A 16,592-nucleotide genomic window follows, 5' to 3' on the forward strand; every position below is an offset into this window, starting at 1 on the left:
AGTATTTTTAGTTGAAATTCCAGTATTTATGAATACAAGATTGGTTTGGTTATTACTTAACACCATTCTTTTGATGGGGTGTGAAGCTAAGAAAACAAGAGTAGAAACAAATCCGAATATTGTTTTTATACTCGTAGACGATTTGGGATATATGGACTTGGGTTATACGGGAAGCTCTTTTTATGAAACTCCAAATATTGATTAACTGGCGAAGGAAGGTGTTATATTCACACAGGGGTATGCAACGAGCAGAGTTTGCAGTCCTTCCAGATCAAGTATTATGACAGGGAAATTTACAGCTAGACATGGGATAACGGATTGGATTGGAGCCAAGTCCGGTTCGGATTGGCGTACACTACAGCGCCATGATAAGTTACTGCCGGCCGAGTATGTACGTCAGTTGCCATCAAGGGATACAACGCTAGCAGAAGCTCTATAGCTGGCTGGATATAAAACTTTTTTCGCTGTAAAGTGGCACTTAGGTGAAGAAGGTTCTTATCCAAAGGACCATGGATTTGATATTAATAAGGGAGGATGGTCCAAGGGAAGTCCAATAGGAGGGTACTTTTCACCTTGGAACAATCCTAAATTGGAAAACCAGGAGAATGGAGAAAATCTTTCCATAAGACTAGCTCGTGAAACAGCAAGTTTCATAAGCGCAAAAAAGGATACTCCCTTTCTAGCTTTTTTATCTTTCTACGCGGTTCATGGTCCTATTCAAACAGATGAGACAAGATGGAGTAAGTATAGGAATAAAGCAGCGAAACTGGGAATAGCTAAAAGTGGTTTCGAAATGGAGAGGGTACTTCCCATTAGGCGATTACAGGATAATCCCGTTTATGCAGGTTTGGTGGAGCGTATGGACGAAGCGGTAGGAATTGTGTTGCAGTCATTAAGAGATAACAACCTTGAAGAAAATACCATTGTCGTTTTTACTTCGGACAATGGAGGTGTGGCATCAGGTGATGCTTTTTCGACTTCGAATGCGCCCCTGAGAGGAGGCAAGGGTTATCAATGGGAAGGTGGAATAAGAGAACCTCTAGTTATTAAAGTTCCATGGCTTGATAATACTATACAAAAGATAGATGTATCTGTTACGGGAGCTGATTTCTACCCTACTCTTTTGGATTTGGTAGGTGTTGATCTTTTGCCTAGACAACATACAGATGGCATTAGCCTGAAACCACTATTAGAAGGGCAAAAAATTGAAGTAAAAAGGCCTTTGTATTGGCATTATCCTCACTATGGCAATCAGGGGGGAGACCCTTCATCCATAATTCTTGAAGGCCATTGGAAATTGATATATTATTGGGAGAACGATGTTTGTGAATTGTACAACCTCCTAGAGGACCCCAGAGAGCAACATAATGTGGCGCCCTTACATCCGGACATAACTAGAGAAAAGACAGATAAATTATTAAACTGGCTTAGCGCCATAGGTGCTCGTTATCCTAAGAAAGATACCTTATTTGATTGGCAAAAATATCAAGCAAGATTACAAACGCTAATAAATGAAAAATTACCAACTCTTGAAAGGGAAAGGCAATTGATGCTCTCAGAAGACTATGAACCCGATGATAACTGGTGGGGAAGCAAAGTGACCAAAGATTAAATCCTTGGTAAATCTCCTTCACCTTTTAGCGGAAGTTTAGACTCACCCATTAGAAAGGCGTCTACATGATGGGCTGCTTGTCTACCTTCTGAAATTGCCCAAACGATTAAAGACTGTCCTCTCCTTTGGTCACCCGCCACAAAAATACCTGGCACGTTTGTTCGGTAGTCAGATTCCGATGCTTTAACATTGGTTCTTGCATCTAATTCTAATCCCAACTGTTCTGCCACCGTTTTTTCCGAACCGGTGAAACCTAATGCCAATAAAGCCAGTTCACATTTCCATTCTTTTTCGGTTCCTTCCACCTCCTTTAATTCTGGTCGCTGTCCAGGCTTTTTTATCCACTCTACCTCTGACGTTACTAATCCTGTTAAATTTCCTTCGCTATCGCCTACGAACCGCTTCGTAGAAGTACTAAAGAAACGTTCGGCCCCTTCCTTGTGAGAAGAGCTTGTTCTAAGGCGCATGGGCCAAAATGGCCAAGGTTGGTCTTCTGGTCTATCCGTTGTAGCCATTGGCATAATTTCAAAATTCGAGACAGAAGTGGCACCATGCCTAAAGGATGTTCCAATACAATCGGATCCGGTATCGCCACCGCCAATGACAATTACATCTTTGTCCGTAGCCTTAATCTCATTGCCCAAATCCTTAATGCCGTCTACTCTCTTATTGTTTTGGCCTAAGAAATCCATAGCCTGTACAACACCTTTTAGGTCGGCCCCTTCTATAGGAAGTTTTCTTCTTACCGTGGCTCCGCCAGAGAGGACTAAAGCGTCAAAATCATTTTTAAGCTCATCCGCCTTTATATCAATACCAACATGAATCCCGCAATTAAATACGATGCCTTCTTCTTCTAGAACTTTTAATCGACGGTCTATAACCTGTTTTTCCATTTTAAAATCAGGTATTCCATATCTTAAAAGTCCTCCTGCTTTTTGATCACGTTCAAAAACGGTTACGGTATGCCCAGCTCTGTTAAGTTGTTGTGCAGCGGCGAGCCCTGCTGGTCCCGAGCCAACTACCGCTATTTTTTTACCTGTTCTTGTTAGTGGTGGTTTGGCCGTAATCCATCCCTTTTTAAAGGCGGTCTCGACAATGTTTTTTTCAATATTTTCTATGGAAACAGGGTCTTCGTTTATTCCCAGAACGCAGGCTTCTTCGCATGGCGCCGGACATAAACGACCCGTAAACTCAGGAAAATTGTTGGTGGAGTGTAGAATTTCACTGGCTTTTTCCCATTTTCCTCGATATACGGCGTCATTAAAATCAGGAATTAAATTTCCTAAAGGACAGCCACTATGACAAAAAGGAATTCCGCAATCCATACATCTAGCCCCTTGATCTTTTAGTTCTTTTTCTTTTAAGGGTACGGTAAATTCCTTGTAGTTTTTTATGCGCTCCTCTACTGGTTTGTAAGCTTCTACTTTTCTATCGAATTCCAAAAATCCTGTTATCTTTCCCATCTCCTTTTTCGATTTATATCGTTTGTAATTTTTCTTTTTCCAACCTAATCAACGCTTGTTTATACTCTTCCGGTAAAACCTTTATGAATTTAGGTAAATATGCCTCCCAATTTTCTAATATTCTTTGTGCCAGCGGGCTTAGTGTTGAATTATAATGACTTTCAATCAGGTCTTTTAACTGTTTGATGTCATTATCTTCAGAAACCTCCAATAGATTTAGTGCTTCTGAATTACAGCGTTGCTTAAATGTTTTATTCTCATCTAGAACGTAGGCTATACCGCCGCTCATACCTGCACCAAAATTACGGCCTACTTCCCCTAGGATTACCGCAATACCACCGGTCATATATTCACATCCATGATCTCCAATACCCTCGACTACCGCCTTGGCACCAGAATTCCGAACACAAAAACGTTCCCCTGCCTTTCCGTTTATATAGGCTCTACCTGCGGTGGCACCATAAAGCGTTACGTTTCCTGTTATGACGTTGTCTTCGGGGATTATGGTTGAATTTTCCGGAACTTTAATCACCAATTTAGCGCCTGATAATCCTTTTCCGAGATAGTCATTCGTATTTCCATTGACAATCATCGTAAGTCCTCTTGTAGCAAATGCCCCGAAGCTTTGACCAGCAGAGCCTGTAAAGTTCAATTTTAGCGTATTGATGGGTAGCCCTTGTGCGCCGTAAACTTTAGATATTTCATTGCTTACAATAGCACCTACGGCCCTATCCGTATTGCAGATTGGAAAGTCTAGCGAAAGTTTTTCCTTTCTAAACAATGATGGGTTCGCTTTTGCGATAATATCGAATTCTATTGATTTATTGACGTCGTGTTGTTGTTTTTGGGTATTATAAAATTTTGTTCCCGCAGGCACTTCTACCTGGTGTAAAATTGGAGTAAGGTCTATTCCTGCCGCTTTATAATGTTCAATAGCTTTTTTACGGTCTAATTTTTGAACTTGGCCAACCATTTCGTTAACTGTTCTAAAACCAAGCTCCGCCATGATTTCCCGTAGCTCTTGAGCTACAAAATACATGTAGTTTACAACGTGTTCCGGTTTTCCCTTGAATTTTTTTCGTAGATCAGGATTCTGAGTTGCGATACCTACCGGGCATGTGTTCAAATGACAAACACGCATCATTATACATCCAGAAGCTACCAAAGGCGCAGTGGCAAAACCAAATTCTTCGGCACCTAAGAGACATGCAATCGCAACATCTCTCCCCGTTTTTAGCTGACCATCGCACTCTAGAACTATCCTATTTCTAAGGTCGTTCATGACTAAGGTCTGCTGTGCTTCTGCGATACCCAGTTCCCAAGGAAGCCCCGCATGCTTTAAGGACGTCAATGGCGATGCGCCGGTACCGCCATCAAATCCGGAAACGAGAACTACATCAGCTTTTGCTTTAGCAACTCCTGCAGCAACGGTACCGACGCCAACCTCTGAAACCAATTTCACATTGATTCTAGCTTCTCTGTTGGCCGATTTTAGGTCATATATTAATTGCGATAAATCTTCAATCGAATAAATATCATGGTGGGGTGGTGGTGAAATAAGACCGACCCACGGTGTAGAGTTTCTTGTTTTAGCAATGGCCGGATTTACTTTAGGTCCCGGTAATTGTCCACCCTCGCCAGGTTTGGCGCCTTGGGCCATTTTAATCTGTATTTCGGTAGCATTTGTTAGATAGTTGGATGTAACACCGAACCTACCTGAAGCTACTTGCTTTATAGCACTGTTTCTCCAATCACCCGTTGCATTTTTATAAAAGCGGTTTTCATCTTCACCACCTTCGCCGGAATTACTTTTACCACCAATACGGTTCATGGCAATGGCTAGATTTTCGTGCGCCTCTTGGCTAATAGAACCGTAAGACATAGCACCTGTTTTGAAACGCTTAACGATTTCGGTCCATGGCTCTACATCTTCCAATGGAATGGGGTCGTAATTGGAGAATTCAAAAAGACCTCGTATGGTCATAAGGTTTTGAGATTGCTCGTTGACCATTTTAGAGAACTCCTTGTACGTATTGGGTTCATTGCCCCTAACCGCTTTTTGAAGTTTTGCTATACTTAATGGGTTGAACATGTGTTTCTCACCATCACGTCTCCAACGGTATTCACCACCAATTTCTAAATCTAGGTTGGCCGCTACTTCGGTATCCTCAAAAGCATTTTGATGTCTTTTCGCGATTTCTTTTTCAATCTCATAAAGCCCTATACCCTGTATTCTCGTAGGAGTATTCGGAAAATATTTTTCCACTACTTTGGTGTTGATACCAATGCATTCAAAAAGTTGAGAACCGCGATAAGAATTAAGGGTTGATATCCCTATTTTATTCATCACTTTAAGGATGCCTTTGCCAACTGCTTTATTGTAGTTCTTTATTGCCTCATCGAACGTGAATTCGGTAATGTCCAGTTCTTCAATTTGTTCCCCAATGATTTCATTTACCAAATAGGGGTTGACCGCACTTGCTCCAAAACCGAATAATAGAGCAAAATGATGTACTTCGCGCGGTTCTGCGGATTCAACAATGATACTCAATTTAGAGCGTTTACCTAATTTCTGAAGACCGCTGTTTACAAAAGAACATGCTAGTAATGCAGGAATGGGTGCATTATCTTTATCTACATTTCTATCAGATAGAATAATGATATTAGTCCCATTATCTACAGCTTTAGAGGCTTTGTTTAAAATAGCGTTTAAAGCATCTTCTAGTCCATTATGACCCTTGTTGATTTCATACAATATAGGAATCGATTCTACTTGATAATCCGGACTAACGTCATAATTTTTGATTTTATCTAAATCCTCTTTTGAGATTACCGGATTTTGAATTTTAAGCTTTCTACAATGCAATTCCGAAAATTCAAAGATATTACGGTCACTTCCCAAGGTAAGACTTATGTCCGTAATAAGTTCTTCACGAATACCGTCTAAAGGAGGATTGGTAACTTGTGCGAATAGCTGCTTAAAATAGTTATAAATGAGTTGTGGACGTTGCGATAAAACTGCAATGGGCGTATCCGACCCCATAGAACCTATAGGCTCTTTTGCTGTTTTTCCCATAGGAAGAATAATGGTATTTATATCTTCTAGGGTATATCCAAAAACGGATTTTCTCTTTTCAAGAGGTGCTTCTCCTAAGAACAAAGGACAGTCGTTATATGGAATGTCTTTGAGGTGAACCAGATTGGTGTCTAACCAATCTTGATAAGGATGTTTTTTGGCTATATTTTCTTTTATCTCTTCATCATTGATGATTCGTCCTTCTTCCATATTCACCAGGAACATTTTCCCAGGCTCTAGTCTACCGTGAAATTCTACATTCTCAGGCGCAATTTCTACCACACCTGTCTCGGAAGACATCACCACATAATCGTCCTTGGTAACAGAGTATCTTGAGGGGCGTAGTCCGTTCCTGTCCAGTACGGCACCAATATAATTACCGTCGGTGAAAGGAATGGAAGCTGGTCCGTCCCAAGGCTCCATCATACAGGAATGGTATTCATAGAATGCCTTCTTGGCAGCGGACATTTCGTCATTCTTTTCCCAAGCTTCGGGCACAAGAATCATCATTACTTCCGGTAGCGAACGCCCGGTCATAAGTAGGAGCTCTACGACCATATCCATAGTGGCCGAATCAGATTTTCCAGGTAATATTATAGGAAGTACATTCTTTATCTCATCTCCGAATAATTCACTCTCCAATAACTCTTCTCTGGATAACATCCTTGAAACATTACCTCTGAGGGTATTGATTTCTCCATTGTGACACATGTATCGGAACGGTTGCGCCAAGTCCCACGTCGGGAAGGTGTTCGTTGAAAATCTCTGATGCACCAGTGCTAATCTCGTTACTACCCTAGAATCTAACAGGTCGGTATAATATAGACTGATATCATGAGGCATCAGTAAGCCTTTGAAAATTATAATTTTGGTCGATAGGCTGGGGACGTAAAAGAATTTGCTTTCAGAAAGCTTGGACTTGATAATGGTGTGCTCTGTCGTTTTTCTTGCAACGAAGAGTTTTAAGTTAAAATCGAAATAGGATTGTTCCTTATTCTCTTTGGTTACGAAAAGTTGCTTTACAAAAGGCTCTGTTTCAGCAGCTATTCTTCCGGGAATGGAACGGTTTACGGGAACATCTCTCCAACCTAAAAGTTGTAGTCCTTGCTTTTTTATGTTTTCTTCAAAAATAGAAATACAAAAATAGCGCTGATTTTCTTTTCTTGGAAAGAAGACGTTGCTCACCGCATATTCCCCTGGCGCTGGCAATTCAAAGTCGCAAACATCTTGGAAAAAGTCATGTGGAATATCAATTAGAATTCCTGCCCCATCGCCAGTTTTTCCGTCCGCACTTACGGCACCTCTATGCTCTAACCGGTCTAATATCTCTAGGGCCTTATGAATAATGTCGTTCGACTTTTTTCCTTTAAGACTGCAGATAAAACCTGCTCCACAATTGTCATGTTCAAATTCCGGTAAATATAGTCCTTGCTTTTCCAGTCTCATAGTTTATGGTATTTCTTCAAAAATATCATTTTATGTGAAAAATATTCATCATTTTAATCCAAATAGATAATTATATTCAACGTTTAGGAAAAAACGTTAAAATATATTGAATTACATATTTTTCGCATGCTCAATTTATCAGATTGATAAATTTAGAAGTTAAAAGTGACGCGCCCTATCTTTTAGCGGGTGTAGTTCGTTATATTAATTGATTATAACAAAATCGCCCTCAATTATGAGGGTGATAACGCTTTTACTGAGTAAAAAATGATATTTAGGTCTAAATAAATAGGGGGTATCGTTCGAAATAATGATTTATCCTTTCAGGATACTTCTCGAAATAACGATTTTTTGTATTTCTGAAGTGCCTTCGTAAATCTGGGTTATTTTAGCATCTCTCATTAAACGTTCCACATGGTAATCCTTCACAAACCCATTTCCGCCATGTATTTGGACTGCTTCAACGGTAGTCTCCATCGCAACTTGCGACGCGTATAATTTGGCCATTGCCCCAGATAAATCATAGTCGTTGCCGTTGTCCTTATCCCATGCAGCCTTGTACACCAAGTGTCTTGCCGCTTCTATTTGTGTATGCATATCGGCTAACTTAAAAGCAATTGCCTGGTGGTTACTTATTTCCGTACCAAATGCTTTTCGTTCTTTGGAATATTTTAAGGCCAATTCATAAGCCCCTGCTGCAATACCCAATGCTTGGGCTGCAATTCCTATTCTGCCACCTGCCAAGGTTTTCATTGCGAACTTAAAGCCAAAACCATCTTCGCCGATTCTGTTTTCCTTTGGAACCCTTACGTCATTGAATATTAAGGAATGTGTGTCGCTGCCGCGAATACCCAATTTATTCTCTTTAGGACCTATTTCAAATCCTTCGGCACCTTTTTCAACAATAAGGGCATTTATGCCTTTATGTCTTTTGTCTTTATCGGTTTGGGCTATAACAAGATACACTTCGGCAGAACTACCATTTGTAATCCAGTTTTTAGTTCCATTAATAACGTAATGGTCTCCTTTGTCCAAAGCGGTGGTCTTTTGTGAAGTGGCGTCACTTCCTGCCTCAGGTTCCGAAAGGCAAAACGCACCGATGATTTCTCCTGTAGAAAGTTTGGTAAGGTATTTTTCTTTCTGTTCTTCCGTGCCATAGGTCTCAAGACCCCAGCAGACCAAGGAATTATTTACGGATACAATAACAGATGATGAAGCATCGACTTTAGAAAGCTCTTCCATGACCAGGACATAGGATAAGGTGTCTAATCCGCTACCGCCATATTTAGGATTTACCATCATCCCTAAAAATCCAAGTTCCCCCATTTTCCTAACTTCTTCTTTAGGAAATCGTTGTTCTTCATCTCTTTCGATTACTTCGGGAAACAAATCATTCTGGGCAAAATCTCTTGCTGCCTGTTGTATTAATTGTTGTTCTTCAGTTAAGGAAAAATCCATGTTTCAAGGTGATTTTATTGAGATAACAAATATACGTGGATTCCTTGTATTATTTAAAGAATATGAGCGTCAAAAGGAGTTGGTTTGTGTATTGGGGCGCACTAGTTAAATTGCCGTTAGTCTTTATAATATGGATTAATTTCATTTCATGCGAACTTCTAAAAGTTTGACTTTCAGTAAACTTCGTTTTTATATGGTAAGGAGTATGGAAAGAAAGACATTTTTAAATATCTTTAGGGAATTTCAATTTTTATAAATTGATTGTATTTTCACATTTCCAAAGAATAGAACATTAAAACCAACTCATAATGGAAACCATAATTATTATAGTCTTTTTGGCGGGTTATTTAGCCATTACCTTAGAGCACAATCTTAAAATAGACAAATTAATACCAGCATTGGCAATGATGGCCATTTTATGGGCATTAATAGCTTTGGGTATAGATGGATATGAAAACTGGTTTGATTCGGCCAAGCAAAGTTTAGTGGATGGTTTTTCTAATATGACTCACGATGGTCGAATGCATTTAATGGAGGAATCACTTTTACACCATTTGGGTAAGACTGCTGAAATTCTCTTTTTCCTTTTGGGTGCGATGACTATCGTGGAAATTATAGATTATTTCGATGGTTTTGCTACCATAAAAGGTTTTATTAAAACAAAGAAAAAAGGAAAGTTGTTGTGGTTGTTCTCCATATTGGCTTTCGTGCTATCGGCAATAATCGATAACCTTACTGCAACGATAGTATTAATAACCATTCTTCAAAAGGTAATTAAGGACAGGGAAACAAAGCTTTGGTTTGCGGGTATGATTGTCATCACTGCAAATGCTGGAGGGGCTTGGTCTCCTATTGGAGATGTGACTACAACCATGTTATGGATAGCAAATAAGGTAAGCGCGGCGCAATTGGTAATACATGTTTTACTACCATCTCTTGTTTGTATGCTAGTACCCGTTCTTATTGCTGGAAGGTTTAAAGTTTTTCAAGGTCTGATTGATGGGAAATTGGAAGATGAGAGTCCAAAATCAAAATACGGTTCTACTATGTTGTATTTAGGTCTCGGAGCAATTTTATTCGTGCCAATATTTAAGACGGTTACCCACTTACCACCTTATGTAGGTATGATGTTGTCCTTGGCTGTAGTGGCTACTTTTGCAGAAATCTATAGTAATAAGAAATTTAGTATTTCCAGTGTTGATGGGGACGAGCATAAAGAAGGCGGTCATCACAGTCCTGTACATCACTCCTTGTCCAAAATAGAACTGCCGAGTATTCTTTTCTTTTTGGGAATATTATTGGCCGTGGCGGCTATGGAATCCTTGGGAATATTGTTCAATTATGCAGGCAGCCTAAATGAAGCCATTCCAAACACTGATATAGTTGTTTTGTTGTTCGGTGTAGGCTCGGCGGTCATAGACAACGTCCCTTTAGTAGCTGCCAGTATGGGGATGTTCGGTGAACCAATGGATAGCCCTTTATGGCACTTTATAGCCTACTCCGCTGGTACAGGGGGTAGTATGCTCATTATCGGTTCTGCGGCCGGGGTAGTAGCTATGGGAATGGAAAAAATAGATTTCTTCTGGTATCTAAAAAAGATAGCTTGGCTGGCATTCGTAGGTTTTATTAGTGGTGCAGCTGCTTTTATTTTATTGCGAGATTTTGTCCTGCACGGATAATTTTATCGATAAAACACCGTTATTAAGGCAAATTTGATAATCAAGAACACTATGTTATTATTTCAAGATTTGGCTCAAGACGTTTCCACCGGTGAAGTACTATCTGAAGAAAAGACACTATCCGTAATGGATTTGGTGTTTAACGGAGGAACGGGAAGTGTAGTTATAATCACCGTCCTTTTTCTTATGTTAGGCGTGGCATTATATATCTATTTTGAGCGTCTACTAGCGGTTAATGCCGCTTCCAAAATTGATAAAAATTTCATGAACCAGATTCGGGATCATGTAACCACCGGTAAGCTGGAAGCAGCAAAAATTTTATGTGCTCAGACAGATTCTCCTGTGGCAAGGTTAACCGAAAAGGGTATCTCTAGAATCGGAAAACCTTTAGATGATATAAATACGGCCATAGAAAATGCAGGAACTTTAGAGGTCTACAAACTGGAGAAGAATGTTAGTGTATTAGCCACGGTAGCAGGAGCCGCACCCATGATTGGTTTTCTTGGAACCGTAATTGGTATGATTTTGGCTTTTCATGAAATGGCAAGTAGTGGAGGACAGGCAGAAATGGGTTCGTTGGCGTCAGGAATTTATACGGCGATGACTACAACGGTAGCAGGTTTAATCGTTGGTATTATAGCCTATATGGGTTATAATCACTTGGTTAACAGAACTGATAAGGTTGTGCACAAGATGGAGGCCAATGCTGTGGAGTTTTTGGATTTATTGAACGAACCACTTTAATTTTTCATTATGAAATTGAAAGGAAGAAATAAGGTGAGTCCAGACTTTAGTATGTCCTCTATGACGGATATTGTTTTTCTGTTATTGATATTTTTCATGCTCACCGCAAATTCGCCCAACGCATTGGATTTATTGTTGCCGAAAGCGAAAGGAAAGTCTACCAATACACAAAATGTTTCCGTAAGCATAGATAAAGACTTACAGTATTTTGTGAACAACCAGAGAATAAACGGAGAATACATTGAAATTGAATTAAAAAAAGCACTTGAAGGTCAAGAAAAACCTACTATTATTCTAAGAGCAGAAGAAAACGTTGCCATTAAAGAAGCGGTCAACGTTATGGATATTGCCAACAGGAATAATTACAAGGTCATTTTGGCGGTGCGGCCTAACTAAATGGCATTTTTAGATACGAGACACAAAAAGAAATCCTTTACACTTACAACACTGTTGTTAAGTGTTTTGTTGTTGGTTTTATTCTACATTGGTCTAACTTATATGGACCCGCCCATTGAAAACGGAATATCCGTAAACTTTGGCACCACTGATTTTGGAAGTGGCACCGTACCACCTAAGGAAAAAATCCGTTTAGAACCGCTGGAGACGCCCCCTGTTGAACCTACCGAACAAGAAGAGGTGATTGAGGAAGTGGTCGAGGAAGAAGTGGTAGAAGAAGAACCTGAAAAAGTCGTAGAAAAAGAAGCTCCTGCCGAAAAGTTGTTGACCAAAGAAAGCGAGGAAGCTATTCGAATAAAACAGGCGGAAGAAGCCAAGAAGAAAGCCGAGGACGCCGCAAGAGCGCAGAAGAAAAGAGCTGAAGATAAAATAAAACGTGAGAAAGCCAAGGCTGCTAAAATTGCACAACAAAAAAAGGATGCGGAAGAGCGCGCTCGAAAGGAACAGGAGGCCAAAAAGAAAAAGTTGGATGAATTGATGGGTGGTCTCAATAAATCGGACGGTACTGCAACTGGTAGCGAAGGCGATGATAACAGGTCAGGAGATAAAGGAAGTCCTGATGGTGATCCTTATGCCACTAGTTATTATGGAACACCAGGTTCTGGAAGCGGAACAGGCGGGTATGGTCTTAATGGCAGGTCACTGGTTAATAAAGGTAAAGTTCCTCAGGAGTGTAATGAATCTGGAAGGGTGGTCGTAAAAATCGTAGTTGATAGAAATGGTAAGGTCATTAGTGCAACTCCGGGCGTTCGCGGTACGACCAATAATAGTGCCTGTCTTTTGGAACCGGCAAGGAAAACAGCTTTTATGCATAAATGGAATTTAGATGCTAATGCTCCTAGTCAGCAAGTAGGTTTTGTGGTCGTAAACTTTAAATTGGGAGAGTGACCTACAGGCAGACTCTTGATTGGATGTTCGCTCGACTTCCAATGTATCAACAAAAAGGAAAAAAAGCTTATAATTCCAAACTAGATGGGATCTTAGCATTTGCTTCGTACTTAAACAACCCTCAAAATCACTTTGAGAGTATACACGTTGCTGGGACTAATGGCAAAGGTTCCAGTAGTCATATGTTAGCCTCGATTTTGCAGGAAGCAGGGTATAAAGTTGGACTCTATACCTCTCCCCATCTTAAGGACTTTAGAGAGCGAATTCGCATAAACGGAAAGCCGATAAGTAAAGCCAAAGTAGTAGAATTCATAACTGCTCACAAATCATTCTTAGAAAATCAAAAGCTATCATTCTTTGAGTTGACCGTTGGTATGGCGTTTGATTATTTCTCAGAGAAAGAGGTAGATATCGCTATTATAGAGGTAGGTTTAGGAGGTAGATTAGATTCAACGAATATAATTACCCCAGAGGTTAGCTTAATAACTAATATTGGATATGACCATACTGATGTACTTGGCAATACGCTTCCGGAGATCGCTTTTGAGAAAGCCGGAATTATCAAAAAAGGAGTGCCTGTAGTTGTTAGTGAATATCAACCGGAAACGGCACTGGTATTCCATGATAAATCCAGAGAATGTAGGACTACTTTGGCCTTTGCGAGTGAAGGGCATTATCCATCTTATAAAACAGATTTATTAGGTGACTACCAAAATAAAAATATAAAGGGAGTTCTTGCAGCTCTTCAGGCTCTTAAAGGGTTTTCCATAAAGAAGATTCATATTGAAGAAGGTCTTTTAAAGGTTGCGGATAACACGGGCTTAATGGGCAGATGGCAGGAGTTGGGAGAAAACCCTAAAATTATATGTGATACGGCGCATAATAAGGAAGGCTTAGCGTTAGTTCTAATGCAATTGAAAGAAGAAAAATATTCTAGATTACATATTGTTCTGGGGTTCGTGAAAGAAAAGAATCTAGAGGGTATCCTTTCGCTATTTCCTGAGGAGGCCGAGTATTATTTTTGTAAACCTAATATTGAAAGAGGTCTGGAGGCTAATACACTACAAGATAAGGCAGTAGCTTTTAACTTGAAAGGGTCTGTACATTCTAGTGTTAAAGAGGCGTACAATAGCGCAAAGTCTAATGCCTTGGCACCTGATTTCATATATATCGGAGGCAGTACTTTTGTGGTTGCAGAAGTACTTTAATTTTTTGCGATTTTTCTTTTGGACTTATTAAAAGAATTCTATATTTGCACCCCGTTAAGGGCTCTTAGCTCAGTTGGTTCAGAGCACCTGCCTTACAAGCAGGGGGTCACTGGTTCGAATCCAGTAGGGCCCACCCAATAAAACCTAGCCTTTCAAGAAATTGAAAGGCTTTTTAATTTTTGGTTGCACGCAGATTGCACGCAATTTTGATTTTAAATTTATATAAGTGTAACGAAATTAATGGCTAACGGAGTTGGTAGAGCTAGATTTGATATCTAGTGTCGCAAGGTGTGAGAGTTCGAGTCTCTCCGCCTGTACAAAGGAAAAAGTCGACTTTTGAAAGTCGGCTTTTTTAATTTTGGTCAAACAAATTACAGTTTTATACTATTTTAAAAAGTAGATGTCTAAATATCGGATGCTTATAAGGGAAATATTTCAGGTATCCTATTTTTAGGGAAGGCTACAGGAGGAGGTCATTAAGATATTTTTATGAATTTAGCGATGTCCTAGAAAGGGTAAGGCTACATTTTTAGGGAAGGCTACAACATAACCAATCTAGTTTTTCTCTAGTTTTTTCTACGTATATATTAATTGGCATATTGTTATTGATAATGAAACACAACGGTCTCGGCTAAACGTAGTGCGGGGGCAAGGAAACTTTTCGTTTCCGTCTGCTCACGAAGCTAAAGCTTTTGGTTTCGCTTTTTCTTTTTTTTGTCCAAAGCTAAATCCCAAAGATTTAGCGACCTCATAAATATACGCAGACCTTTCGATTTTGCCCAAAAACCCGCATTACGTTTAGGCATTGTGCCTGTTGCACAAGTTAGGAAAAAAACGGGTCGTAATCATTGCCGATCGTGAGATGGATCGTAACTTTAGGTATGCAGGGAAAGAAGGACTACCATGAAAAGCTGTTCGCGAGCTTCCAGCTCAGCGAACGTATACCAAAGGACAATTTTTATAGACGCTTAAGAGGTACAATCGATCTGGATTTCCTCTATCGGTTGACCAAGGGATATTATGGGGAGAGCGGCCAGAAGAGCATCGACCCGGTGGTTTTCTTCAAGCTGTGTTTGGTGGGCTATCTGGAGAACATCATCAGCGACCGCAAGCTTATCGACCATTGTTCTATGCGCTTGGACATCCTATTTTTCATTGGCTATGACATCGATGAGGAGCTGCCCTGGCACAGCACCATAAGCAGGACCCGTCAACTGTTCCCGGAGTCCGTTTTCGAGGAGGCGTTCACCAATATTCTGTCCATGTGCGTGGAGAGGGGTATGGTGAGCGGCCATACGCAGGCGATCGATTCGGCCCCTGTAAAGGCGAACGCAAGTATGGATACCTTGGAGCTGAAGGTGCCCGAAGATGATTTGGAGGAGCATCTGAAAAAGATACGTGCGATCAGTTCAATGGACAGAGAAGGACCCCACCGTAAATCCAAGAACGATAGATCGGATGAAGGTCAACGGGGTATTACTGCGAGCAAGAGGGAACTTGACGCGATAAAGGGCCGTAACAAGAGATGGGCAAAAGACCAAGATCAACGTCCCGGTTCCGGGAACAAGGGGTCGAAATACACGAGCAACAATGCCTTCCTCTCGCTTCGCTCGTCGGAGGCAAGACAGTCCCACGGATCCCGATGCCAGGATAAGCGTAAAGCCCGGTAAGGCGCGGAAGCTGAACTACCTCTCCCAATTGAGCGTGGACACGGCGCACCACGTGATCACCGATATCAGGGCGTACCATGCCGACGGAAAGGACAATCAACAGCTACGGGACATCGTACCCCGCTTACAAAGAAGGTTATGGCAACAGGGTTTGGTGTTCGAGAACTGTGTGGCCGATACGGGTTATAGTAGCGGTGAGAACTATGCTTTTCTGGAGACCATGGGACTGAAGAGTTTCATTCCGCCCCACGGCACCTACAAGGGCGGTCCCGATGGGTTCGAGTACATCGGGGAACATGACCGTTATCTGTGTCCCCAAGGCAAGGTGATCCCCTTCACCAAGGTTTTCAAGGACTACCGTACGGGAACGAAAAAGAAGGAATACAGGGCAAGGAAGCATGTCTGTACCGATTGTCCGATACGTAGCACGTGTCTGGGAAAGAGTGCACAGGAGAAGAAGTTCTCGGTGACCTATTATCGGGAAGAATACGAACGTAATAACGAAAGGGTCAACAGTCCACAGGGGAGGTACATGAAGGGCAAACGCCAGAGTACCGTGGAACCGGTCTTCGGTACCCTGACCCAGTTCATGGGCATGCGCAAGATTAACACCATCGGCCTTGCACAGGCCAACAAGGTGATGCACCTTTCGGCCATCGCCTACAATTTGAAGAAGTACCTGAAATTCGAACGAAAACGGGCAGAAAGCGGGGCGGGACGGCTTGCTTTGAAGGCATTGGCCAAAAGTGTGCTCCAAAACCAGTTTCAAGCTTCCATGACGCATCGGAATTTGGACTTCCGTTTCTGAGCCGACATGAAAAAAGCCCCTTAAAAAGGCTTAAACGGAGCTGTTTCATTCAGAATTTAAGCTTGTGCAACGGTTACCGTTGTT

At 41.0% G+C, this 16,592-nt stretch carries 11 protein-coding genes, 1 tRNA gene and 1 pseudogene; 10 read left to right on the forward strand and 3 right to left on the reverse strand.

The features are described from left to right. The first annotated feature begins 28 nt into the window (after nt 1-28). The gene (locus EJ994_RS17675; protein WP_241240816.1) at nt 29-205 is read left to right on the forward strand and encodes a hypothetical protein; all 177 of its coding nucleotides are present in this window, start codon (nt 29-31) and stop codon (nt 203-205) included. Then, nucleotides 206-1,612: pseudogene (locus EJ994_RS17795) on the forward strand (sulfatase). On the opposite strand, the gene EJ994_RS17125 reads toward EJ994_RS17795, so the two are convergent. The 3 genes from EJ994_RS17125 to EJ994_RS17135 form a co-directional block, all read right to left on the reverse strand. Beyond that, complete coding sequence (locus EJ994_RS17125; RefSeq protein ID WP_126593588.1) at nt 1,609-3,075, reverse strand: glutamate synthase subunit beta; 1,467 nt, start codon at nt 3,073-3,075, stop codon at nt 1,609-1,611. The pseudogene EJ994_RS17795 and the gene EJ994_RS17125 overlap by 4 nt on opposite strands. 13 nt (nt 3,076-3,088) lie before the next feature. After that, nucleotides 3,089-7,597, reverse strand: a complete 4,509-nt coding sequence (gltB, locus tag EJ994_RS17130) for a glutamate synthase large subunit (protein ID WP_126593589.1) — start codon at nt 7,595-7,597, stop codon at nt 3,089-3,091. 315 nt (nt 7,598-7,912) lie between these two features. Continuing rightward, nucleotides 7,913-9,055 carry an acyl-CoA dehydrogenase gene (locus EJ994_RS17135; RefSeq protein ID WP_126593590.1) on the reverse strand — a complete coding sequence of 381 codons (1,143 nt, stop codon included), beginning with the start codon at nt 9,053-9,055 and terminating at the stop codon, nt 7,913-7,915. Between the two features lie 308 nt (nt 9,056-9,363). Between EJ994_RS17135 and nhaD the strand changes: the two genes are divergently transcribed. The 8 genes from nhaD to EJ994_RS17555 all read left to right on the forward strand — a co-directional run bounded on the left by nhaD (nt 9,364) and on the right by EJ994_RS17555 (nt 16,508). Further along, complete coding sequence (gene nhaD / locus EJ994_RS17140) at nt 9,364-10,734, forward strand: sodium:proton antiporter NhaD (RefSeq protein ID WP_126593591.1); 1,371 nt, start codon at nt 9,364-9,366, stop codon at nt 10,732-10,734. A 51-nt stretch (nt 10,735-10,785) separates the two neighbouring features. Continuing rightward, nucleotides 10,786-11,478 carry a MotA/TolQ/ExbB proton channel family protein gene (locus tag EJ994_RS17145; RefSeq protein ID WP_126593592.1) on the forward strand — a complete coding sequence of 231 codons (693 nt, stop codon included), beginning with the start codon at nt 10,786-10,788 and terminating at the stop codon, nt 11,476-11,478. Between the two features lie 9 nt (nt 11,479-11,487). After that, nucleotides 11,488-11,874, forward strand: coding sequence for an ExbD/TolR family protein (locus EJ994_RS17150; protein ID WP_126593593.1), 387 nt, complete (start codon nt 11,488-11,490; stop codon nt 11,872-11,874). Next, on the forward strand, nt 11,875-12,822 hold the full coding sequence (locus EJ994_RS17155) for an energy transducer TonB (protein WP_126593594.1): 948 nt from the start codon (nt 11,875-11,877) through the stop codon (nt 12,820-12,822). Continuing rightward, nucleotides 12,819-14,030, forward strand: a complete 1,212-nt coding sequence (locus tag EJ994_RS17160) for a bifunctional folylpolyglutamate synthase/dihydrofolate synthase (RefSeq protein ID WP_126593595.1) — start codon at nt 12,819-12,821, stop codon at nt 14,028-14,030. The genes EJ994_RS17155 and EJ994_RS17160 overlap by 4 nt, the downstream gene beginning before the upstream one ends. 58 nt (nt 14,031-14,088) lie before the next feature. Next, nucleotides 14,089-14,163 (forward strand) — tRNA-Val (locus EJ994_RS17165). 748 nt (nt 14,164-14,911) lie between these two features. Then, the gene (locus EJ994_RS17550; RefSeq protein ID WP_206507158.1) at nt 14,912-15,700 is read left to right on the forward strand and encodes a transposase; all 789 of its coding nucleotides are present in this window, start codon (nt 14,912-14,914) and stop codon (nt 15,698-15,700) included. A gap of 34 nt (nt 15,701-15,734) precedes the next feature. After that, nucleotides 15,735-16,508 carry a transposase gene (locus tag EJ994_RS17555; RefSeq protein ID WP_241240908.1) on the forward strand — a complete coding sequence of 258 codons (774 nt, stop codon included), beginning with the start codon at nt 15,735-15,737 and terminating at the stop codon, nt 16,506-16,508. Nucleotides 16,509-16,592: the final 84 nt, after the last annotated feature.

Origin of the sequence: Maribacter sp. MJ134 (assembly GCF_003970695.1) — a bacterium.
Taxonomy (GTDB): domain Bacteria; phylum Bacteroidota; class Bacteroidia; order Flavobacteriales; family Flavobacteriaceae; genus Maribacter.